Consider the following 14,979-nt stretch of genomic DNA (forward strand, 5'->3'; position numbering starts at 1 on the left):
CGCCAATTGGCGGGCCTCGGCGGGCGTTAGCGGAACAGGGCGACGATATCGCCCAGCTTGCCCATCAGCGCGGCATCGCCGTCGCGTGGCGTGGCGCCCAGCCGCACCACCACCAGCTTGCGCGCGGGGGAAACCAGCACCGCCTGTCCGCCATCGCCCAGCGCGGCCATCATGTCGCGCGGGCCACGCGCGGGAAACAGGCGCGGCTCGCTGTCGGTGGGCGTGCGGTTGAGCCAGACTCCGGCCCCATACTGCTTTTCGCGAGGGGAGGGGCTGGCCATGAACTCGATCCATTGCCGGGGCACCAGTTGCGCTCCGTGCACCGCGCCACGGTTGCGCAGGAACTCGCCAAACCGGGCGAAATCGCGTGCCGTGGCATCGATCATCGCGCCGCCGTTCATCGTGCCATGCGCGTCGTACGAAGGCACGATGCCGCGCATCTGCACCGGTTCGAACAGGCGGGTGCGCAGGTAATCGGCCACGGCCCGGCGCCGGGCATCGGCGTCTCCACCCGGGGCAAGGACGCGTGCGGCCAGATCAGCCAGGATGATTCCGCTGGCGGCATCGTCCTGGAACCGCGCGCCCGGTTCTGCGGCCAGGGGCTGGTCCTCGGCCGCGCCGGCCATGTCGTCGCGGCCGGGGCCGAACAGCATGCGGGCCTCGTCACCCGGTTCCTCGCGCAGGCCCGATCGCATCTGCAACAGGTGGCGCAGGGTGATTTCGCCGCGTGGATCGCCCGGCCGCTGCCACGCCGGAACGGGCGCCGTCTCATTGAGGCGCAGCCGCCCGTCGGAAACCAGCATGCCGACCATCACCGCCGTGATCGAACGGGCGATGCCGCCGCCGGCAAAGCGCGTATTCTCATGATAGCCGGGGCCATAGCGTTCGGCCACGATGCGTCCGGCGCGCATCACGATCACCGCGCGGGTTTCCCCCGCGCCCTGCGCGGCGGCACTCTCATCGGCGGTGAACAGCGCGTCGATCGCGCGGGCCAGGCCTTCGCGCTCCACTCCCGGGTCATCGATCACCGCTGCCAGCGCCTGGGGCGAGAGCGGCTGCTGCGCCGGCTGGCTGGCCGAGCAGGCGAACAGGACTGGTGCAAGCGCCGCCGGCACGATAAGGGCCAGCCACCGGCGGGCACAGGGTAAACGGAATCGCGGGGCGCTCTGCATGGTTGCCCGGTCTTTCCACCAGATCGAATGCACATGGCAACCACCAAGCCTTCTTCATCCCCGAATGATCCGCTCCGTTTTGGTGGCCAACCGCCTGCGTCTCCATCTCCAGGGCCCCGCCGGGCGGGGCACTGGGCCTGGCGCGGGCTGGCAGCAATCGTCATCATAGGCCTTGTCGTGGGCGCGGTATTCGTCGCCTTTGTCTGGCGCCCGGCGCACGACAACGCGCGAATCGAGGCGGCGCGCGCGGCTCGCCTGGCCTGCTCGTGCCGCTATATTGGCGGCAGGGCGCTGGGGGACTGCGAAAAGGACAATCCCAAGGGCCGCTTCCCGGTCTCGCTGGCGGAGGATGCCACTACCCACAGCGTGACCGCTACGGTTCCGCTCGCCGCCGCGCAGACCGCCACCTATCGCGAAGGCTGGGGCTGCCAGTTGCAGGCTTGGCGCGATTGAGGCGCGGGCAGGGGGATCACCCCTGCACCGTCGTGGTTACAGCGCAGCCAGCGGCTCGGCCGCTTCGGTGCCGTCGATCCAGCCGCCGCCGATCACCCGTTCCCCGGCATAGAGCACTGCCGCCTGGCCCGGCGCCACGCCATATTCGGGCGTGGCAAAGCGCAAGGTGGTGGCGGCACCATCGCCGAACGGGCCGTCCAGTGTAACCGGCACCGGCTTGGCCAGCGAACGCACCTTGGCGGTCAGCGGCGTGCCATCGGTCGGCAGGGCGCCGATGCGATTGGTCTCGATCACGCGGGCAGCGGCCACGCCCAGAAGCTGGCGCGGCCCCACCAGCACGCGGGCGTTGGCCGCGTCCAGGCCCACGACATAGAGCGGCTCAGGCTGGCCACCGATTTCCAGGCCACGCCGCTGGCCCACGGTATAGTGGATCACGCCCTGGTGCTGGCCCAGCACGGCGCCGCTCTGGGCATGGACGATCGTGCCGGGGCGCCCGCCTTCGGGGCGAACGCTGCGCACGATCTTGGCGTAATCGCCATCGGGCACGAAGCAGATGTCCTGGCTGTCGGGCTTGGCGGCAACCGCCAGGCCCATGGCCTGAGCCAGGGCGCGCACCTGCGGCTTGGGCAGGCCACCCAGCGGGAAGCGCAGGAAATCGAGCTGTTCCTGCGTCGTGCCATAAAGAAAATAGCTCTGGTCGCGAGCGGGATCGGCGGCGCGGTGCAACTGCGCACCATTGGGCGTCGCCACTCGGCGAACATAGTGCCCGGTCGCCAGGCAATCGGCGCCCAGTTCGCGCGCCATGGCCAGAAGATCGGTGAACTTGGGCCCCATGTTGCAGCGGATACAGGGAATCGGCGTGCGGCCGGCGAGGTAATCGTCGGCAAAGCGCTCGACCACGTCTTCGCGGAAACGCGATTCGTGATCGAACACATAGTGGGCAATACCCAGGCGATCGGCCACGGCGCGGGCATCGCGGATATCATCGCCGGCGCAACAGGCGCCCTTGCGCCCAGTGGCGGCGCCGTAATCGTAAAGTTGCAGCGTGATACCAATGACTTCGGCGCCGCTGGCAGCCGCCAGCCCGGCCACTACCGAGCTGTCCACCCCGCCCGACATGGCCACCACGATGCGCCGCGCGCTGGCCGGGGCGGCCAGATCGAACAGGGGCAATGGATCGGCCAGGCCGGTAAAATCAGGCACCAGTTTGGGGATCGCGGAAGGGGGGATGCAATGCGACATGGCCCGCCCATAGGCGCTTTTCCCACGGTTTTCAGCGCAAAAATGGCACGGAACGGGCGGGGTGCGCTGGCCATGTGGTTAATTTTTTGTAAAGGGCGGTTTTACACTCCCTTATCCCTATCGGGCTACTGTCAGCCCCATGGATTTGGGTTTTGAAGATCTGCGCGGCCTGGTGGGCGCCGAATCGGCAGGGGTGCTGCGCCAGCTGCACTGGGCCGAATTCTGTGCCCGGCTGGAAGCCGCACAGGACCTGCGGCGGGTGTCGCAGGATTCCGTACTGGCGATGCCGGGCGGAACGGGCCTTGGCAGCTTCCATCGGGTCGCAGCCTGGATGTTGCACAAGGCAGGTGAACACACGGCAGGTCGTGAAGATCTCGTTAACCCAAACTCTTCAGTGAATGGCAAAATGGAGGGAAGCACAACGGTGATGAAGCCAAACAGGCCGTCCCCCCCGCCGAAAGGCTCAGCTGACCGACGAGAAGTGCCATGATCGAAAATCAGAAAATCAGGCCGGCGCAGGTTATTGGTCCCTTGGGTGAACCGCTGACGCTGGATAACCTGCCCCCCGCCAACACCACCCGCTGGGTGGTGCGCCGCAAGGCCGAAGTGGTCGCGGCGGTCAATGGTGGGTTGCTGACCATTGATGAGGCGTGCGAACGCTATGGCCTCACCCTCGAAGAATTCGCCTCGTGGCAGCGCGCGGTGGATCGCTCGGGGATGCAGGGCCTGCGGGTCACGCGTATCCAGCACTATCGCGACCTTTACGAGCGCCAGCTCAAGTATTGATCACGCGCTGGTTTGCCGGCCCGGTGCTTTGCGCCGGGGCTGGCAGCCCGCGCCACACCGCCATCCACGGTGCGGCCGTCCGGGGCAACCCGGGCGGCCGTTTTGGCGTCTCGGCCCCGCAGCGGTGGGTTCGTTGCCGAGGCGAAGCGCAAATGCTTCGGTTATGACGTTGTTTGTCGAGCCGTGATTGCAACTGGTCGTTGCGCCCGCTAAAAGCTGCGTAAATGCTGGCAAGGTAAGGAACCTTCGGAACGTGGCGCTTGATGCGCGGCGCTTGGCGAAGGCGGGGGCCATGCCGGCGACCGGCGTTGCCGGGGGCTGGCCCATGCCGGTGGCCGGCCGCGATGACAGGCAGCCGGGCAACCGGCCGCCACGTTAGACCGACGTTGGGAACACATCGCCCGGCCTGTCGCTGCGCATGGCGCAAGGATGGGGCGGGCAAAGGGGATCGTGGCCCGGGCTGCGTGGTGCCGTATGGTACGCGCTTGCCGGTTGGGCTGGGGAGGCAATTCTGCTGGACAAGACGCAAGACATGAGCAGCCTGGCCGATGTGCCGGCAACCGGTGGCAATCGGCGGCGTGCCTTTGCCATCGGCGCGGGGCTGGTCGTGCTGCTGGCTCTCGCCTGGTGGCTGATGCACCGCGATGCCGGCGGGCCCAAGGCGCCCGATGCCGCCACCCAGGCTCAGACCGTTACGGTGGTGGCGCCGGGCCAGCAGACCGTTGACGCCACCGTGGTGGCCAGCGGCGTGATTGCCGCCAAGCGCGAAATGCCCGTGGGCATTGCCGGCGAAGGCGGTATCGTGCGCAGCGTGCTGGTCGATGCCGGAACCTGGGTTCATGCCGGGCAGGTATTGGCCGTCGTCGATCGTTCGGTCCAGGTGCAGCAGGTGGCCAGCCAGGCCGCCGGGGTGCAGGTGCAGGAAGCCAACGCCCGCATCGCCCAGAGCAACCTTGATCGCGCGCTCAAGCTGGTGGCCAAGGGCTTTATCTCCAAGGCCGATATCGATCAGCTGACCGCCACGCGCGATGCCGCCGTGGCGCAGGTGCGCGTGGCCCGCGCCACGCTGGGCCAGCTGCGCGCCAGCACGGCGCGGCTCAACATCGTGGCCCCGGCCGATGGCTTGGTGCTGACCCGCGCGGTAGAGCCCGGCCAGATCGTCAGCGCGGGCAGCGGCACGCTGTTCCGCATGGCCAAGGATGGCGAACTGGAAATGCAGGCACGCCTTGCCGAAGTGGATCTGGCGCGTATGCACGTGGGCGTGACCGCCCAGATCACCCCGGTCGGCACGGCGCAAAGCTTTACCGGCACGGTGTGGCAGGTGGCTCCCACGATCGATCCGACCACGCGCGAGGGCATTGCCCGCATCGCGTTGCGCTATGATCCGGCGCTGCGTCCGGGCGGCTTTGCCAGCGCCACTATCCGCAGCGGCGTAACCACGGCGCCGGTCCTGCCCGAAACCGCGATCCTCAGCGATGAAAACGGCAGCTTCGTCTATATCCTCGATGGCGCCAACAAGGTGACGCGCCGCGCGGTGAAGATCGGCGACGTTACCGCGCATGGGATCGTCGTGCGCGAAGGTCTCTCGGGCAACGAGCGCGTGGTGCTGCGTGCGGGTGGCTTCCTCAATCCCGGCGACACGGTCCGGCCGGTCACGGCCGGCACTGCCGCCGCGGCGCACTGATCGACCACCCGTGATCGGACCAGGGAAACGGCCATGAACTTTCGCAATCTCTCGGCCTGGTCCATCCGCAACCCGGTCGTTCCCATCGTCCTGTTCCTGGGGCTGACCCTGGCGGGCCTGGTCTCCTTCATGCTGATGAAGGTGCAGGACCAGCCCGATATCGAGTTTCCGCTGGTGATCGTGCAGATCAGCCAGCCCGGCGCCGCGCCCACCGAAATCGAAACCCAGATCACGCAGCGGGTGGAAAGCGCCGTGCGCACTATCGCCGGGGTCGACACGATCACCTCCACCGCCTCGGAAGGCTCCAGCCAGACGATGGTGCAGTTCAAGATCGGCACCGACATCTATGGCGCGGTGGCCGAAGTGAAGAACGCAGTGGACCAGGTGCGTGGCGACCTGCCCGACGGCATCCTGGAACCGCAGGTATTCAAGGCCGAAACCTCGTCCGATCCCATCGCCTATTGGGCGGTTTCGGCCGACGACATGACGATCGAGCAACTGTCGTGGTTCGTCGACGATACCGTGGCCAAGCGCCTGCTGGCGGTGCCCGGCATGGCCGAGGTGCACCGGGCCGGCGGCGTGACCCGTGAAATCGCCGTGACGCTCGATCCCATGCGCATGAAGTCGTTCGGCGTGACCGCGATGCAGGTCAACAATGCGCTGCGCCAGGTCAATCTCAACGCCGCGGGCGGCAAGGCCGAAGTGGCCGGTGCGCGCCAGTCGGTGCGCGTGCTGGGCAATGCGCGCTCTGCCTTCGATCTGGGGCAGACGCAGATTTCCGTGGCGGCCGGCCGGGTGATCCGCCTGTCCGATGTCGCCGACGTGCGCGACAGCTTCAGCGAAATCACCTCGATCGCCAAGTTCAACGGCAAGCCGGTCGTCACGTTCAGCATTGCCCGTGCCCGCGGCGAATCCGATGTCAGCGTCTATGATGACACGGTCAAGGAACTGGCCAAGATCTCGGCCGAGCAGGGCCACAAGATCCGCTTCACCCAGCTGTTCACCAGCGTGAACTACACCAAGCAGCAGTACCACACCTCGATGTCCTCGATGGTCGAAGGCGCGGTGCTGGCGGTGATCGTGGTGTTCTTCTTCCTGCGCGACTGGCGGGCTACGTTCGTGTCGGCCATCGCCATTCCGCTCTCGGCCATTCCCACGTTCGCCGTGATGCATCTCATGGGCTTTACGCTCAACACCATGTCGCTGCTTGCGCTGGGCCTGGTGGCGGGCGTGCTGGTGGACGATGCGATCGTGGAAATCGAGAACATCGTGCGGCATATCCGCATGGGCAAGACCCCGTTCCAGGCCGCGATCGACGCCGCCGACGAAATCGGCCTGGCGGTGGTGGCGACCACCTTCTCGATCGTGGCGGTGTTCCTTCCCGTGGGCCTGATGCCGGGCATCTCGGGCCAGTTCTTCAAGAACTTTGGCCTCACCGTGGTGGTGGCAGTGCTGTTCTCGCTGCTGGTGGCGCGCATGATCACGCCGATGGTCGCGGCCTATTTCCTCAAGCGTGACCAGCGCGACATTCCCCATGGCGAAGGCCCGTGGATGGACCGTTACATGGCGGTGCTGCGCTGGTCGCTCGATACCACGCGTGCGGCCGCCTATCGCGCGCTGCATCCGCGCCGCCGGGTGCGGGCGCGGCTGCGCGATCATCGCCTGTGGATGATGGGCATCGGCCTTGGCGCGCTACTGCTGACGGGCGCGATGTTCGTGGTCATCCCCACGCAGTTCTTCCCCGATACCGATAGTGATTTCTCGCAGATCAACGTGGAAATGGTGCCCGGCACCACGATCGACCAGACGGCCGCCAAGGTGGATGAGGTGTACAACCTGATCCGCAACGAGCCCGAGATCGAAGTGGCGCTGGAGCGGATCACCGAGGGCAGCGGGCGCATCATCATGACGCTGCGCAAGGACCGCCCGCGCACCAGCCTGCAGTTCCAGCGCGAACTGACCCCGCGCCTGCAGCAGATCGCCGATGCCCGCGTCACGTTCCAAAGCCAGAATGGCGGCGGCGGTGGCGGCTCGGGCCGGCCGATCAGCGTGATGCTCTCGGGCTCTGATCCCGATCTCCTGCAGCGCACTGCGCAAACCCTGGTGCAGCAGATGAGCGGGCTCAAGCAACTGGTGGCGCCGCGCATCAGCGCCGATTTGCGCCGCCCCGAAATCGTCATCACCCCGCATCTTGATCTGGCCGCCTCGCTCGGCGTGACGACCCAGGCACTCAGCCAGACGATCCGCATCGCCACGCAGGGCGAAATCGACATGAACAGCGCCAAGTTCTCGCTGTCCGATCGCCAGGTACCGATCCGGGTCAAGCTGCCGCTCGATTCCCGCCGCGATCTGTCCACTATCGAAAACCTGCCGGTGCAGACCGCGATGGGCACGTCGGTGCCGCTGGCGCGCGTTGCCAGCATCGGCTTTGGCTCGGGCCCGACGACGATCCAGCGCTACAACCAGAACCACCGCATCTTCGTGGGCGCCGATCTGCCGCCCGGCGTGGTCAAGGGCACGGCGATGGATGCCATTGCCAAGCTGCCGATCATGCAGAACCTGCCCACCGGCGTGTCCAACGCCCCGGCCGGGGAAGACCGCTGGCAGCAGGAAATGCTCACCAACTTCTTCATCGCGCTCGCCACCGGCGTGCTGCTGGTGTTCTCGGTGCTGGTGTTGCTCTATCACCGCTTCGTCTCGCCGCTGGTCAACATGGGCTCGCTGTTCCTGGCGCCGCTGGGTGGGCTGATGCTGCTGGGCCTGGTTGGCCAGGCACTGAGCCTGCCGGTGTTCATCGGCGTGCTCATGCTGTTCGGCATCGTCGCCAAGAACTCGATCCTGCTGATCGACTTTGCGATCGAGGAAATGTCGACCGGCAAGGGCAAGCTGGAGGCGATTACCGAGGCCGGGCACAAGCGCGCGCAACCAATCATCATGACCACCGTGGCGATGATCGCCGGCATGGTGCCCACGGCCATTTCGGTGGGCGGTGACGCGGGCTGGCGCGCGCCGATGGGCACGGTGGTGATCGGCGGCCTCACGCTCTCCACCCTGCTCACGCTGCTGATCGTGCCGGCCGGTTTCAGCCTGGCCGACGGCTTTGAAAAGCGGCTTGGTCCCTGGCTCGCCCGCGTGTTCCTGGCCAGCCAGCCGCGTGCCGCCGGGCATGGCGCCAAGGGTGCGCCTGGCAGCCCCGGCGGCCATGCCGATGGGAACCACACCGTGCATGAGGCATTCCCGGCGGAGTGACCATCACTCCCCGCCGTCTGGCCCGCGCTGCAAGGCCCCTGATCCAGCCCGTTGACCGGGCGCGCACCACGCGCCTTGTCGCCACCGGCCTGCTGGTGGTGATGGCCGGGCTGTTTGCCCTGGCGCGCACCATGCTGGCCGCCCCCGGCGCCGCGCCGGGCTGGGGCTATCTGCGCGCCTTTGCCGAGGCGGCGATGGTCGGCGGCCTAGCCGACTGGTTTGCCGTCACCGCGTTGTTCCGCCATCCCCTGGGCCTGCCGATCCCGCACACCGCGATCATCCCGGAAAACAAGGATCGCATTGCCGATTCCCTGGCCGGCTTCCTCCAGTCCAATTTCCTCACCCCCCAGGTGGTGGCGCGGCGCATGGCCGGGCTGGACGTGGCCGGGGCGGCCGGTTCCTTCCTGGCGGCGCCACGCCAAGGCGGGGAGCAGGGGCGCCTGGCCGCCGGTGCCGCCAGCCTGGCGGCCGATATCCTGGAATCGCTCGATCGGGAAAAGCTGGGCGGCATGGCCAAGCAGGCCTTGCGCCAGCAGATCGACCGGATCGACCTGGCGCCGCTTCTGGGCCAGATGTTGCAGGCGATGATCGCCGACGGGCGCCATCTGCCGCTGATCGAGGCGCTGCTGGCCAAGACGGCGCAGACCCTGGAAGCCAACGAGGCGCTGCTGCGTACCCTGATCCACGATCGCGCCAATGCCCTGGTGCGGCTGGTCAAGCTGGACGAGCGGCTGGCCAACACCATCCTCGATGGCATCTACAAGCTGCTGGCCGAAGCCGTGGTGCACCCCGATCACCCGCTGCGCATGAAGATCGTGGAAGGGCTGGAACAGCTTGCCCACGACCTCGTCGAAGACCCCGCCATGCGCGCCCGCGTCGAAGGCATGAAGGCCGAAGTGCTGGCCAATCCCGCGTTCACCGATTGGCTCGACGCGCTGTGGGAGCGCGCGCGCGCTGGCTTGCTGGCGGCGGTGCGCGGCGGTGGCAATGGCGCGCTGTCGGGCCAGATCGGCGTGGCCCTGGCAGATCTGGGCCGGGCGCTGCAAACCGATCGGCAACTGGCGCTGCTGGTCAACCGCTTTGCCCGGCGCACGCTGGTGGGCGTGGCCAGCCGCTATGGCAGCCAGATCGTGCGGCTGGTGTCGGAAACCATCCGCCGCTGGGATGCCCGCACCGTGACCGCGCGGATCGAGGGCGCCGTGGGCCGAGATCTGCAGTTCATCCGCATCAACGGCACGCTGGTGGGCGGGCTGGTGGGCCTTGCCCTCCACGCGCTCGACATGGCGTTGTGAGGGCCAGCGACAAGGCCCAAGCTGCTGTTTCCACGCCCCTTGGTGCGAACCATAGGGGTTTTCTCGACAGCGCGCGGCAAGGGGTGTAAGGCGCGATAATGACCGAAATCCCGGCCACGCCTTTGCTCGACACCGTCGATACCCCCGCCGACCTGCGCCGCCTGGTGCCTGGTCAATTGCGCCAACTGGCCGATGAACTGCGCGCCGAGATGATCTCGGCCGTGGGGCAGACCGGCGGGCACCTCGGCTCCGGCCTGGGCGTGGTGGAACTTACCACCGCGATCCATTACGTGTTCAACACCCCCGATGACCGGTTGGTGTGGGATGTGGGCCACCAGGCCTATCCGCACAAGATCCTCACCGGGCGGCGCAGCCGCATCCGCACCCTGCGCCAGGGCGGTGGCCTTTCCGGTTTCACCAAGCGCAGCGAAAGCGAATACGATCCGTTCGGTACCGCGCACAGCTCGACCTCGATCTCGGCCGCGCTGGGCTTTGCCGTGGCCAACAAGCTGGCCGGCAAGCCGGGCAAGGCGATTGCGGTAATCGGCGATGGCGCGATGAGCGCGGGCATGGCCTACGAGGCGATGAACAACGCCGAAGCCGCCGGCAACCGCCTGATCGTGATCCTCAACGACAACGACATGTCGATCGCGCCGCCCGTCGGCGGCCTTTCGGGCTATCTCGCGCGGCTGGTATCGTCGCGCCCGTTCCTGGAACTGCGCGAACTGGCCAAGCGCTTGTCGCGCAAGCTGCCCCGCCCGCTGCACCATGCGGCCAAGAAGACCGACGAATTTGCCCGCGGCATGGCCATGGGCGGCACCCTGTTCGAGGAGCTGGGCTTTTACTATGTCGGCCCGATCGATGGGCACAATCTCGACCAGCTGATCCCGGTTCTGGAAAACGTGCGCGATGCGGCCGAAGGGCCGTGCCTGGTCCACGTCGTCACGCAAAAGGGCAAGGGGTATGCCCCGGCCGAGGCGGCGGCCGACAAGTATCACGGCGTGCAGAAGTTCGACGTGATCACCGGCGAACAGATGAAAAGCGCGGGCGGCCCGCCCAGCTATACCAATGTCTTTGCCCAGGCCCTGATGGCCGAGGCAAAGGCCGATCCCACGGTCTGCGCGATCACCGCAGCAATGCCGTCGGGCACCGGGCTCGACAAGTTTGCCAAGGCCTTTCCCGATCGCCTGTTCGACGTGGGCATTGCCGAGCAGCATGCCGTGACCTTTGCCGCCGGCCTTGCCGCGCAGGGCATGCGGCCGTTCTGCGCGATCTATTCCACGTTCCTGCAGCGCGCCTATGACCAGGTCGTGCACGATGTGGCGATCCAGAACCTGCCGGTGCGCTTTGCCATCGACCGCGCGGGGCTGGTCGGCGCCGATGGCGCCACGCATGCCGGCTCGTTCGATGTGACCTATCTGGCCAGCCTGCCCAACATGGTGGTGATGGCCGCCGCCGACGAGGCGGAACTGGTTCACATGGTGCACACCGCCGCCTGTCATGACAGCGGCCCGATCGCCTTCCGCTATCCGCGCGGCAATGGCGTGGGTGTGCCGCTGCCCACCGTTCCCGAGCGGCTGGAAATCGGCAAGGGCCGGGTCGTGCGCGAGGGCAGCAAGGTGGCGATCCTCTCGCTCGGCACGCGCCTGGCCGAAGCGCTCAAGGCCGCAGATCAGCTCGATGCACGCGGGCTGTCCACCACGGTGGCCGACCTGCGCTTCGTCAAGCCGCTGGACGATGCGCTGATCCGCCGCCTTATCGCCACGCACGAAGTGGTGGTGACGATCGAGGAAGGCGCGATTGGCGGCCTAGGCGCCCATGTGCTGACCATGGCAAGCGACGAAGGGCTGACCGACAGCGGCCTCAAGATTCGCACCATGCGCCTGCCCGATGTGTTCCAGGATCACGACGCGCCCGAAAAGCAGTATGACGCGGCTGGGCTCAATGCTCCGCATATCGTCGATACCGTGCTCAAGGCACTGCGCCACAACAGCGCCGGGGTTCAGGAAGCCCGCGCCTGATCCTCAAGCCGGCCGGCGTGCCACTGTCGCATGAAGGTGATGGTGGTGCGGGCGGCCGGACTTGAACCGGCATGGGCAAAGCCCGACGGATTTTAAGTCCGTTGCGTCTAACCAATTTCGCCACGCCCGCACGGCTTGTGCGGCTATAGGCAGGTGGCCGCCGCGCGCCAAGGGGGCGGCGCGGCACCCCTGCAAAAAAGGCCCGCTGTCCCTATGCCGGACGCGAGCCTGACTGCCTGTTAGACTTGGTAGATTTGGGGCTTGTCGCCTGGTCGCGCCGGCTGTGGTGCGTTGGCGGGATATGAATGGCAGGCAGCGCCATTGTCTCGTGCAAAAACGCTGCCTGCCCCCCCTGTAACGCTGCTACCGTGCCCCTTGGCAGCAGCGTCCCTGGCGCCGTGGTGGCCCTTGGCGGGCCGCGCCGGCGCCAAACCGTATCAGCCGCGCAGGATCACTCGGCGTTGAGCCGGATGCGCATTTCCTTGCCCGGCTTGAAATAGGGCACGCGCTTGCCCGGCACGTCGACGGATTCGCCGGTGCGCGGGTTGCGGCCCTTGCGCGCATCGCGTTCGCGCGTGGAAAAGGCGCCAAAGCCGCGCAGTTCCACCCGGCCACCGTCGGCGAGGCGCCCGGCGATTTCGTCGAAGAACACGTCAACCACGCGCTCGATCTCTTCGGCGCGAAGGCCCGGGCTGTCCTTGGCCAAAGCTTGCAGCAGTTCGGAACGTATCATGTCACTCCCCCTACGCGATGCCCCCCGGCATCGTATGAAGTCCCTTGTGCGCCGATTGACCCCCGTCGCGGCGCAAATTGCACTGTGCCAGATGTCGGACGAGTGTTCAACTTATCGAACGTTCAAAAAATGCAGGGAAATTTGCCGAAAACCGCGCAATTTTCGGCCACCAGGTGAAATTCTCTCCGGTGTGGGGCTGGACCGGCGCGGTCAGTGGCGAAAAACGCATGCCGCGATGGTTTGTTTCGGTGGGGCTTGGCTTCCAGAAAGGAATATTCAGTCGCTTGCCGCTGTCGCGCATGTTCGTTGCAAAGCGGCGCGCGGTTGCAAATTGCGCCTTTCCAAACCGCGCAATCCGGGTAGTTTCCGCCGCAACCGGACTGCTTTTCCCTCGACAAGAGCCGTCCACCAGAACCGTCGATCGTCGCATATCCATCGGCCCTGCCTATTCATCGGCCCCGCCCGCCGGCAGCTTTTCACGGAGCGCATCCATCCATGACCGAGGCGAACACGCCCCCTTCATCCCCGTCGTCCACCAGTGCCCATGGTGACACCGGCTGGTTCGGCCATCCCCGCCAGTTGGCGCGGCTGTTCACCACCGAAATGTGGGAGCGCTTCGGCTTCTACGGCATGCGGGCGCTGTTGACGCTCTATCTCACCAAGCACTTCCTGTTCAGCGACAGCACTACCAACGGGCTTTATGGCGGCTTTGCCGCGCTAGTCTATCTCACCCCGCTGGTGGGCGGGCTGATCGCCGATCGCGTGCTCGGCTCCAAGCGCTCGGTCAAATATGGCGCGATCATGATGTCGCTGGGCTATTTCGTGCTGTGCTTCGGCGGGGAAACCGCCAAGCCCCATGCCGAAATCGCCGGCCAGCGCTATGACGTGGTGGCCGAAAACACCGTCGATCGTCCTACCGCCACGGGCCTGGAAAAGCGCTATGTGGTCATGGATGGCAGCAAGCTGCTGATCAAGGGCAATGCCGATGGCAGCGTGGCGCTGCTCGCGCCCGATGGCCACGTCGCCCGCACCGTGCCGGGTGACCAGTTCGCCACCGGCGGCACGCGCTCGTCGTTCTACGTGCTGCTGATGCTGCTCGGCCTGTCGCTGGTGGCGGTGGGCAACGGGTTCTTCAAGCCCAACCTCGCGACCGTGGTGGGCGAACTCTACGCCCCGGGTGACCGCCGCCGCGATGCCGGCTTCACCATCTTCTACATGGGCATCAACCTGGGGTCGCTGTTCTCGCAGATCCTCTGCCCCTGGCTGGCCGATTCCGTGGGGTGGTGGGCTGGCTTCCTCTTGGCCGCGATCGGCATGGCGGTTGCCTGGATGCTCATCCAGTTCGATGGCGGGCGCCTGGCCGGTTACGGCGAGCCACCGGTCCAGCGCGGCCGTGACCTGACCCCGTTCATCTATGTCGGCGGCCTGGTCGCCGTGGGCGCGGTTATCCTGCTGTTCCAGAACCTGCTCGATGCCAAGCCGGTCGCCGCCGGGTCCAGCCTGCTGGCCTATGTGCTGGCGCTGCCGCTGCTGGGCAAGATCCTCTTCGCCAGTTTCCTGATCGGCGTACCCGCGATCCTGGTCTATGCCTGGCGCACCGGCAACCGGGTCGAATTCGAGATGATGGTGGCGGCCATGGTGCTGACCACGTTCAACACCGTGTTCTGGACGCTGTTTGAGCAGGCCGGTTCCTCGCTCACGCTGTTCGCCGATCGCAACACGGATCTTTCGGTGTTTGGCCTGTTCAGCATTTCGGCCGGGCAGACGCAGTTCTTCAACGCGCTGTTCATCGTCACCCTGGCGCCGTTGCTGACCATCCTGTGGGGCAAGCTGGCCGCGCGCGGGCTGGAACCCTCGATCCCGGTCAAGTTCGGCGTGGCCCTGGCGGGCGTGGGCGCCGGCTTCCTGTTCCTGGTCTGGGGCACCCGCTTTGCCGGCCCCGACTTCAAGGTTTCGGTGTGGTGGCTGGCTGGCCTCTACCTGATCCACTCGGTCGCGGAACTGTGCATCTCGCCTGTCGGCATGAGCATGATCACCAAGCTGTCGCTGGCCCGCATCGTCGGCCTGATGATGGGCGTGTGGTATTTGTCGATTGCCATGGCACAATATGTCGGCGGAATCGTTGCGCAGGTTGCAAGTGTGGAAACCGTGGGGGGAGAGGTTACCAACCTCAAGCTGAGTCTTGACACCTATACCAGCGTTTTCAATGTGATCGGCTGGTTCGCGGTGGGGATTGGGGTCGTTCTTCTGCTGCTTTCGGGGGTTTTGCGCAAATTGATGCACGGGGTGCGGTAGTTCGGCGTGGCGCCGTCCTGGCGCCACTTCGGATCAATTTGTTCGGCAATGA

At 66.5% G+C, this 14,979-nt stretch carries 12 protein-coding genes and 1 tRNA gene; 8 read left to right on the forward strand and 5 right to left on the reverse strand.

The genetic code is table 11. The annotated features are described in order from the left end of the window. Positions 1 to 26 precede the first annotated feature (26 nt). Positions 27 to 1,115 (reverse strand): serine hydrolase, encoded by a 1,089-nt coding sequence (locus IP65_RS11035; RefSeq protein WP_231627656.1) that lies wholly within the window; start codon positions 1,113 to 1,115, stop codon positions 27 to 29. 234 nt (positions 1,116 to 1,349) lie between these two features. Here IP65_RS11035 and IP65_RS11040 point away from each other — a divergent pair, with 234 nt between their 5' ends. Next, positions 1,350 to 1,625 carry a hypothetical protein gene (locus tag IP65_RS11040; RefSeq protein WP_231627657.1) on the forward strand — a complete coding sequence of 92 codons (276 nt, stop codon included), beginning with the start codon at positions 1,350 to 1,352 and terminating at the stop codon, positions 1,623 to 1,625. 36 nt (positions 1,626 to 1,661) lie between these two features. On the opposite strand, the gene mnmA is transcribed toward IP65_RS11040, so the two are convergent. Continuing rightward, positions 1,662 to 2,867 (reverse strand): tRNA 2-thiouridine(34) synthase MnmA, encoded by a 1,206-nt coding sequence (mnmA, locus tag IP65_RS11045; protein WP_054131748.1) that lies wholly within the window; start codon positions 2,865 to 2,867, stop codon positions 1,662 to 1,664. Positions 2,868 to 3,006: 139 nt separating this feature from the next. Here mnmA and IP65_RS21325 point away from each other — a divergent pair, with 139 nt between their 5' ends. The 6 genes from IP65_RS21325 (at position 3,007) to dxs (ending at position 11,899) form a co-directional block, all read left to right on the forward strand. Beyond that, a complete protein-coding gene (locus IP65_RS21325; RefSeq protein WP_156306533.1) occupies positions 3,007 to 3,357 on the forward strand; it encodes a hypothetical protein in 351 nt (116 codons plus the stop codon). After that, a complete protein-coding gene (locus IP65_RS11050) occupies positions 3,354 to 3,653 on the forward strand; it encodes a DUF1153 domain-containing protein (RefSeq protein WP_022677617.1) in 300 nt (99 codons plus the stop codon). Before IP65_RS21325 ends, IP65_RS11050 begins: the two co-directional genes overlap by 4 nt. Before the next feature lie 532 nt (positions 3,654 to 4,185). Beyond that, positions 4,186 to 5,337 (forward strand): efflux RND transporter periplasmic adaptor subunit, encoded by a 1,152-nt coding sequence (locus tag IP65_RS11055; protein ID WP_022677618.1) that lies wholly within the window; start codon positions 4,186 to 4,188, stop codon positions 5,335 to 5,337. A gap of 33 nt (positions 5,338 to 5,370) precedes the next feature. Further along, on the forward strand, positions 5,371 to 8,586 hold the full coding sequence (locus tag IP65_RS11060; RefSeq protein ID WP_082350088.1) for an efflux RND transporter permease subunit: 3,216 nt from the start codon (positions 5,371 to 5,373) through the stop codon (positions 8,584 to 8,586). 101 nt (positions 8,587 to 8,687) lie between these two features. Further along, positions 8,688 to 9,878 carry a DUF445 domain-containing protein gene (locus tag IP65_RS11065; protein WP_054131867.1) on the forward strand — a complete coding sequence of 397 codons (1,191 nt, stop codon included), beginning with the start codon at positions 8,688 to 8,690 and terminating at the stop codon, positions 9,876 to 9,878. A 98-nt stretch (positions 9,879 to 9,976) separates the two neighbouring features. Then, positions 9,977 to 11,899 (forward strand): 1-deoxy-D-xylulose-5-phosphate synthase, encoded by a 1,923-nt coding sequence (gene dxs, locus IP65_RS11070; protein WP_054131749.1) that lies wholly within the window; start codon positions 9,977 to 9,979, stop codon positions 11,897 to 11,899. A 43-nt stretch (positions 11,900 to 11,942) separates the two neighbouring features. Here the strand turns inward: dxs and IP65_RS11075 are convergent. The 3 genes from IP65_RS11075 to IP65_RS21700 all read right to left on the reverse strand — a co-directional run bounded on the left by IP65_RS11075 (position 11,943) and on the right by IP65_RS21700 (position 12,933). Beyond that, positions 11,943 to 12,029, reverse strand: a tRNA-Leu gene (locus IP65_RS11075). Positions 12,030 to 12,350: 321 nt separating this feature from the next. Then, positions 12,351 to 12,632: an integration host factor subunit beta gene (locus tag IP65_RS11080; protein ID WP_022677879.1), complete on the reverse strand. Its 282-nt coding sequence runs from the start codon at positions 12,630 to 12,632 to the stop codon at positions 12,351 to 12,353. A gap of 106 nt (positions 12,633 to 12,738) precedes the next feature. After that, positions 12,739 to 12,933, reverse strand: a complete 195-nt coding sequence (locus IP65_RS21700) for a hypothetical protein (protein WP_168351971.1) — start codon at positions 12,931 to 12,933, stop codon at positions 12,739 to 12,741. A 194-nt stretch (positions 12,934 to 13,127) separates the two neighbouring features. On the opposite strand from IP65_RS21700, the gene IP65_RS11085 reads away from it, so the two are divergent. Beyond that, entirely contained in the window at positions 13,128 to 14,927 is a 1,800-nt protein-coding gene (locus IP65_RS11085; protein WP_022677881.1) for a peptide MFS transporter, read from the forward strand. Positions 14,928 to 14,979: the final 52 nt, after the last annotated feature.

It is taken from the genome of Novosphingobium sp. AAP1, from assembly GCF_001295765.1.
Classification (GTDB): Bacteria; Pseudomonadota; Alphaproteobacteria; order Sphingomonadales; family Sphingomonadaceae; genus Novosphingobium; species Novosphingobium capsulatum.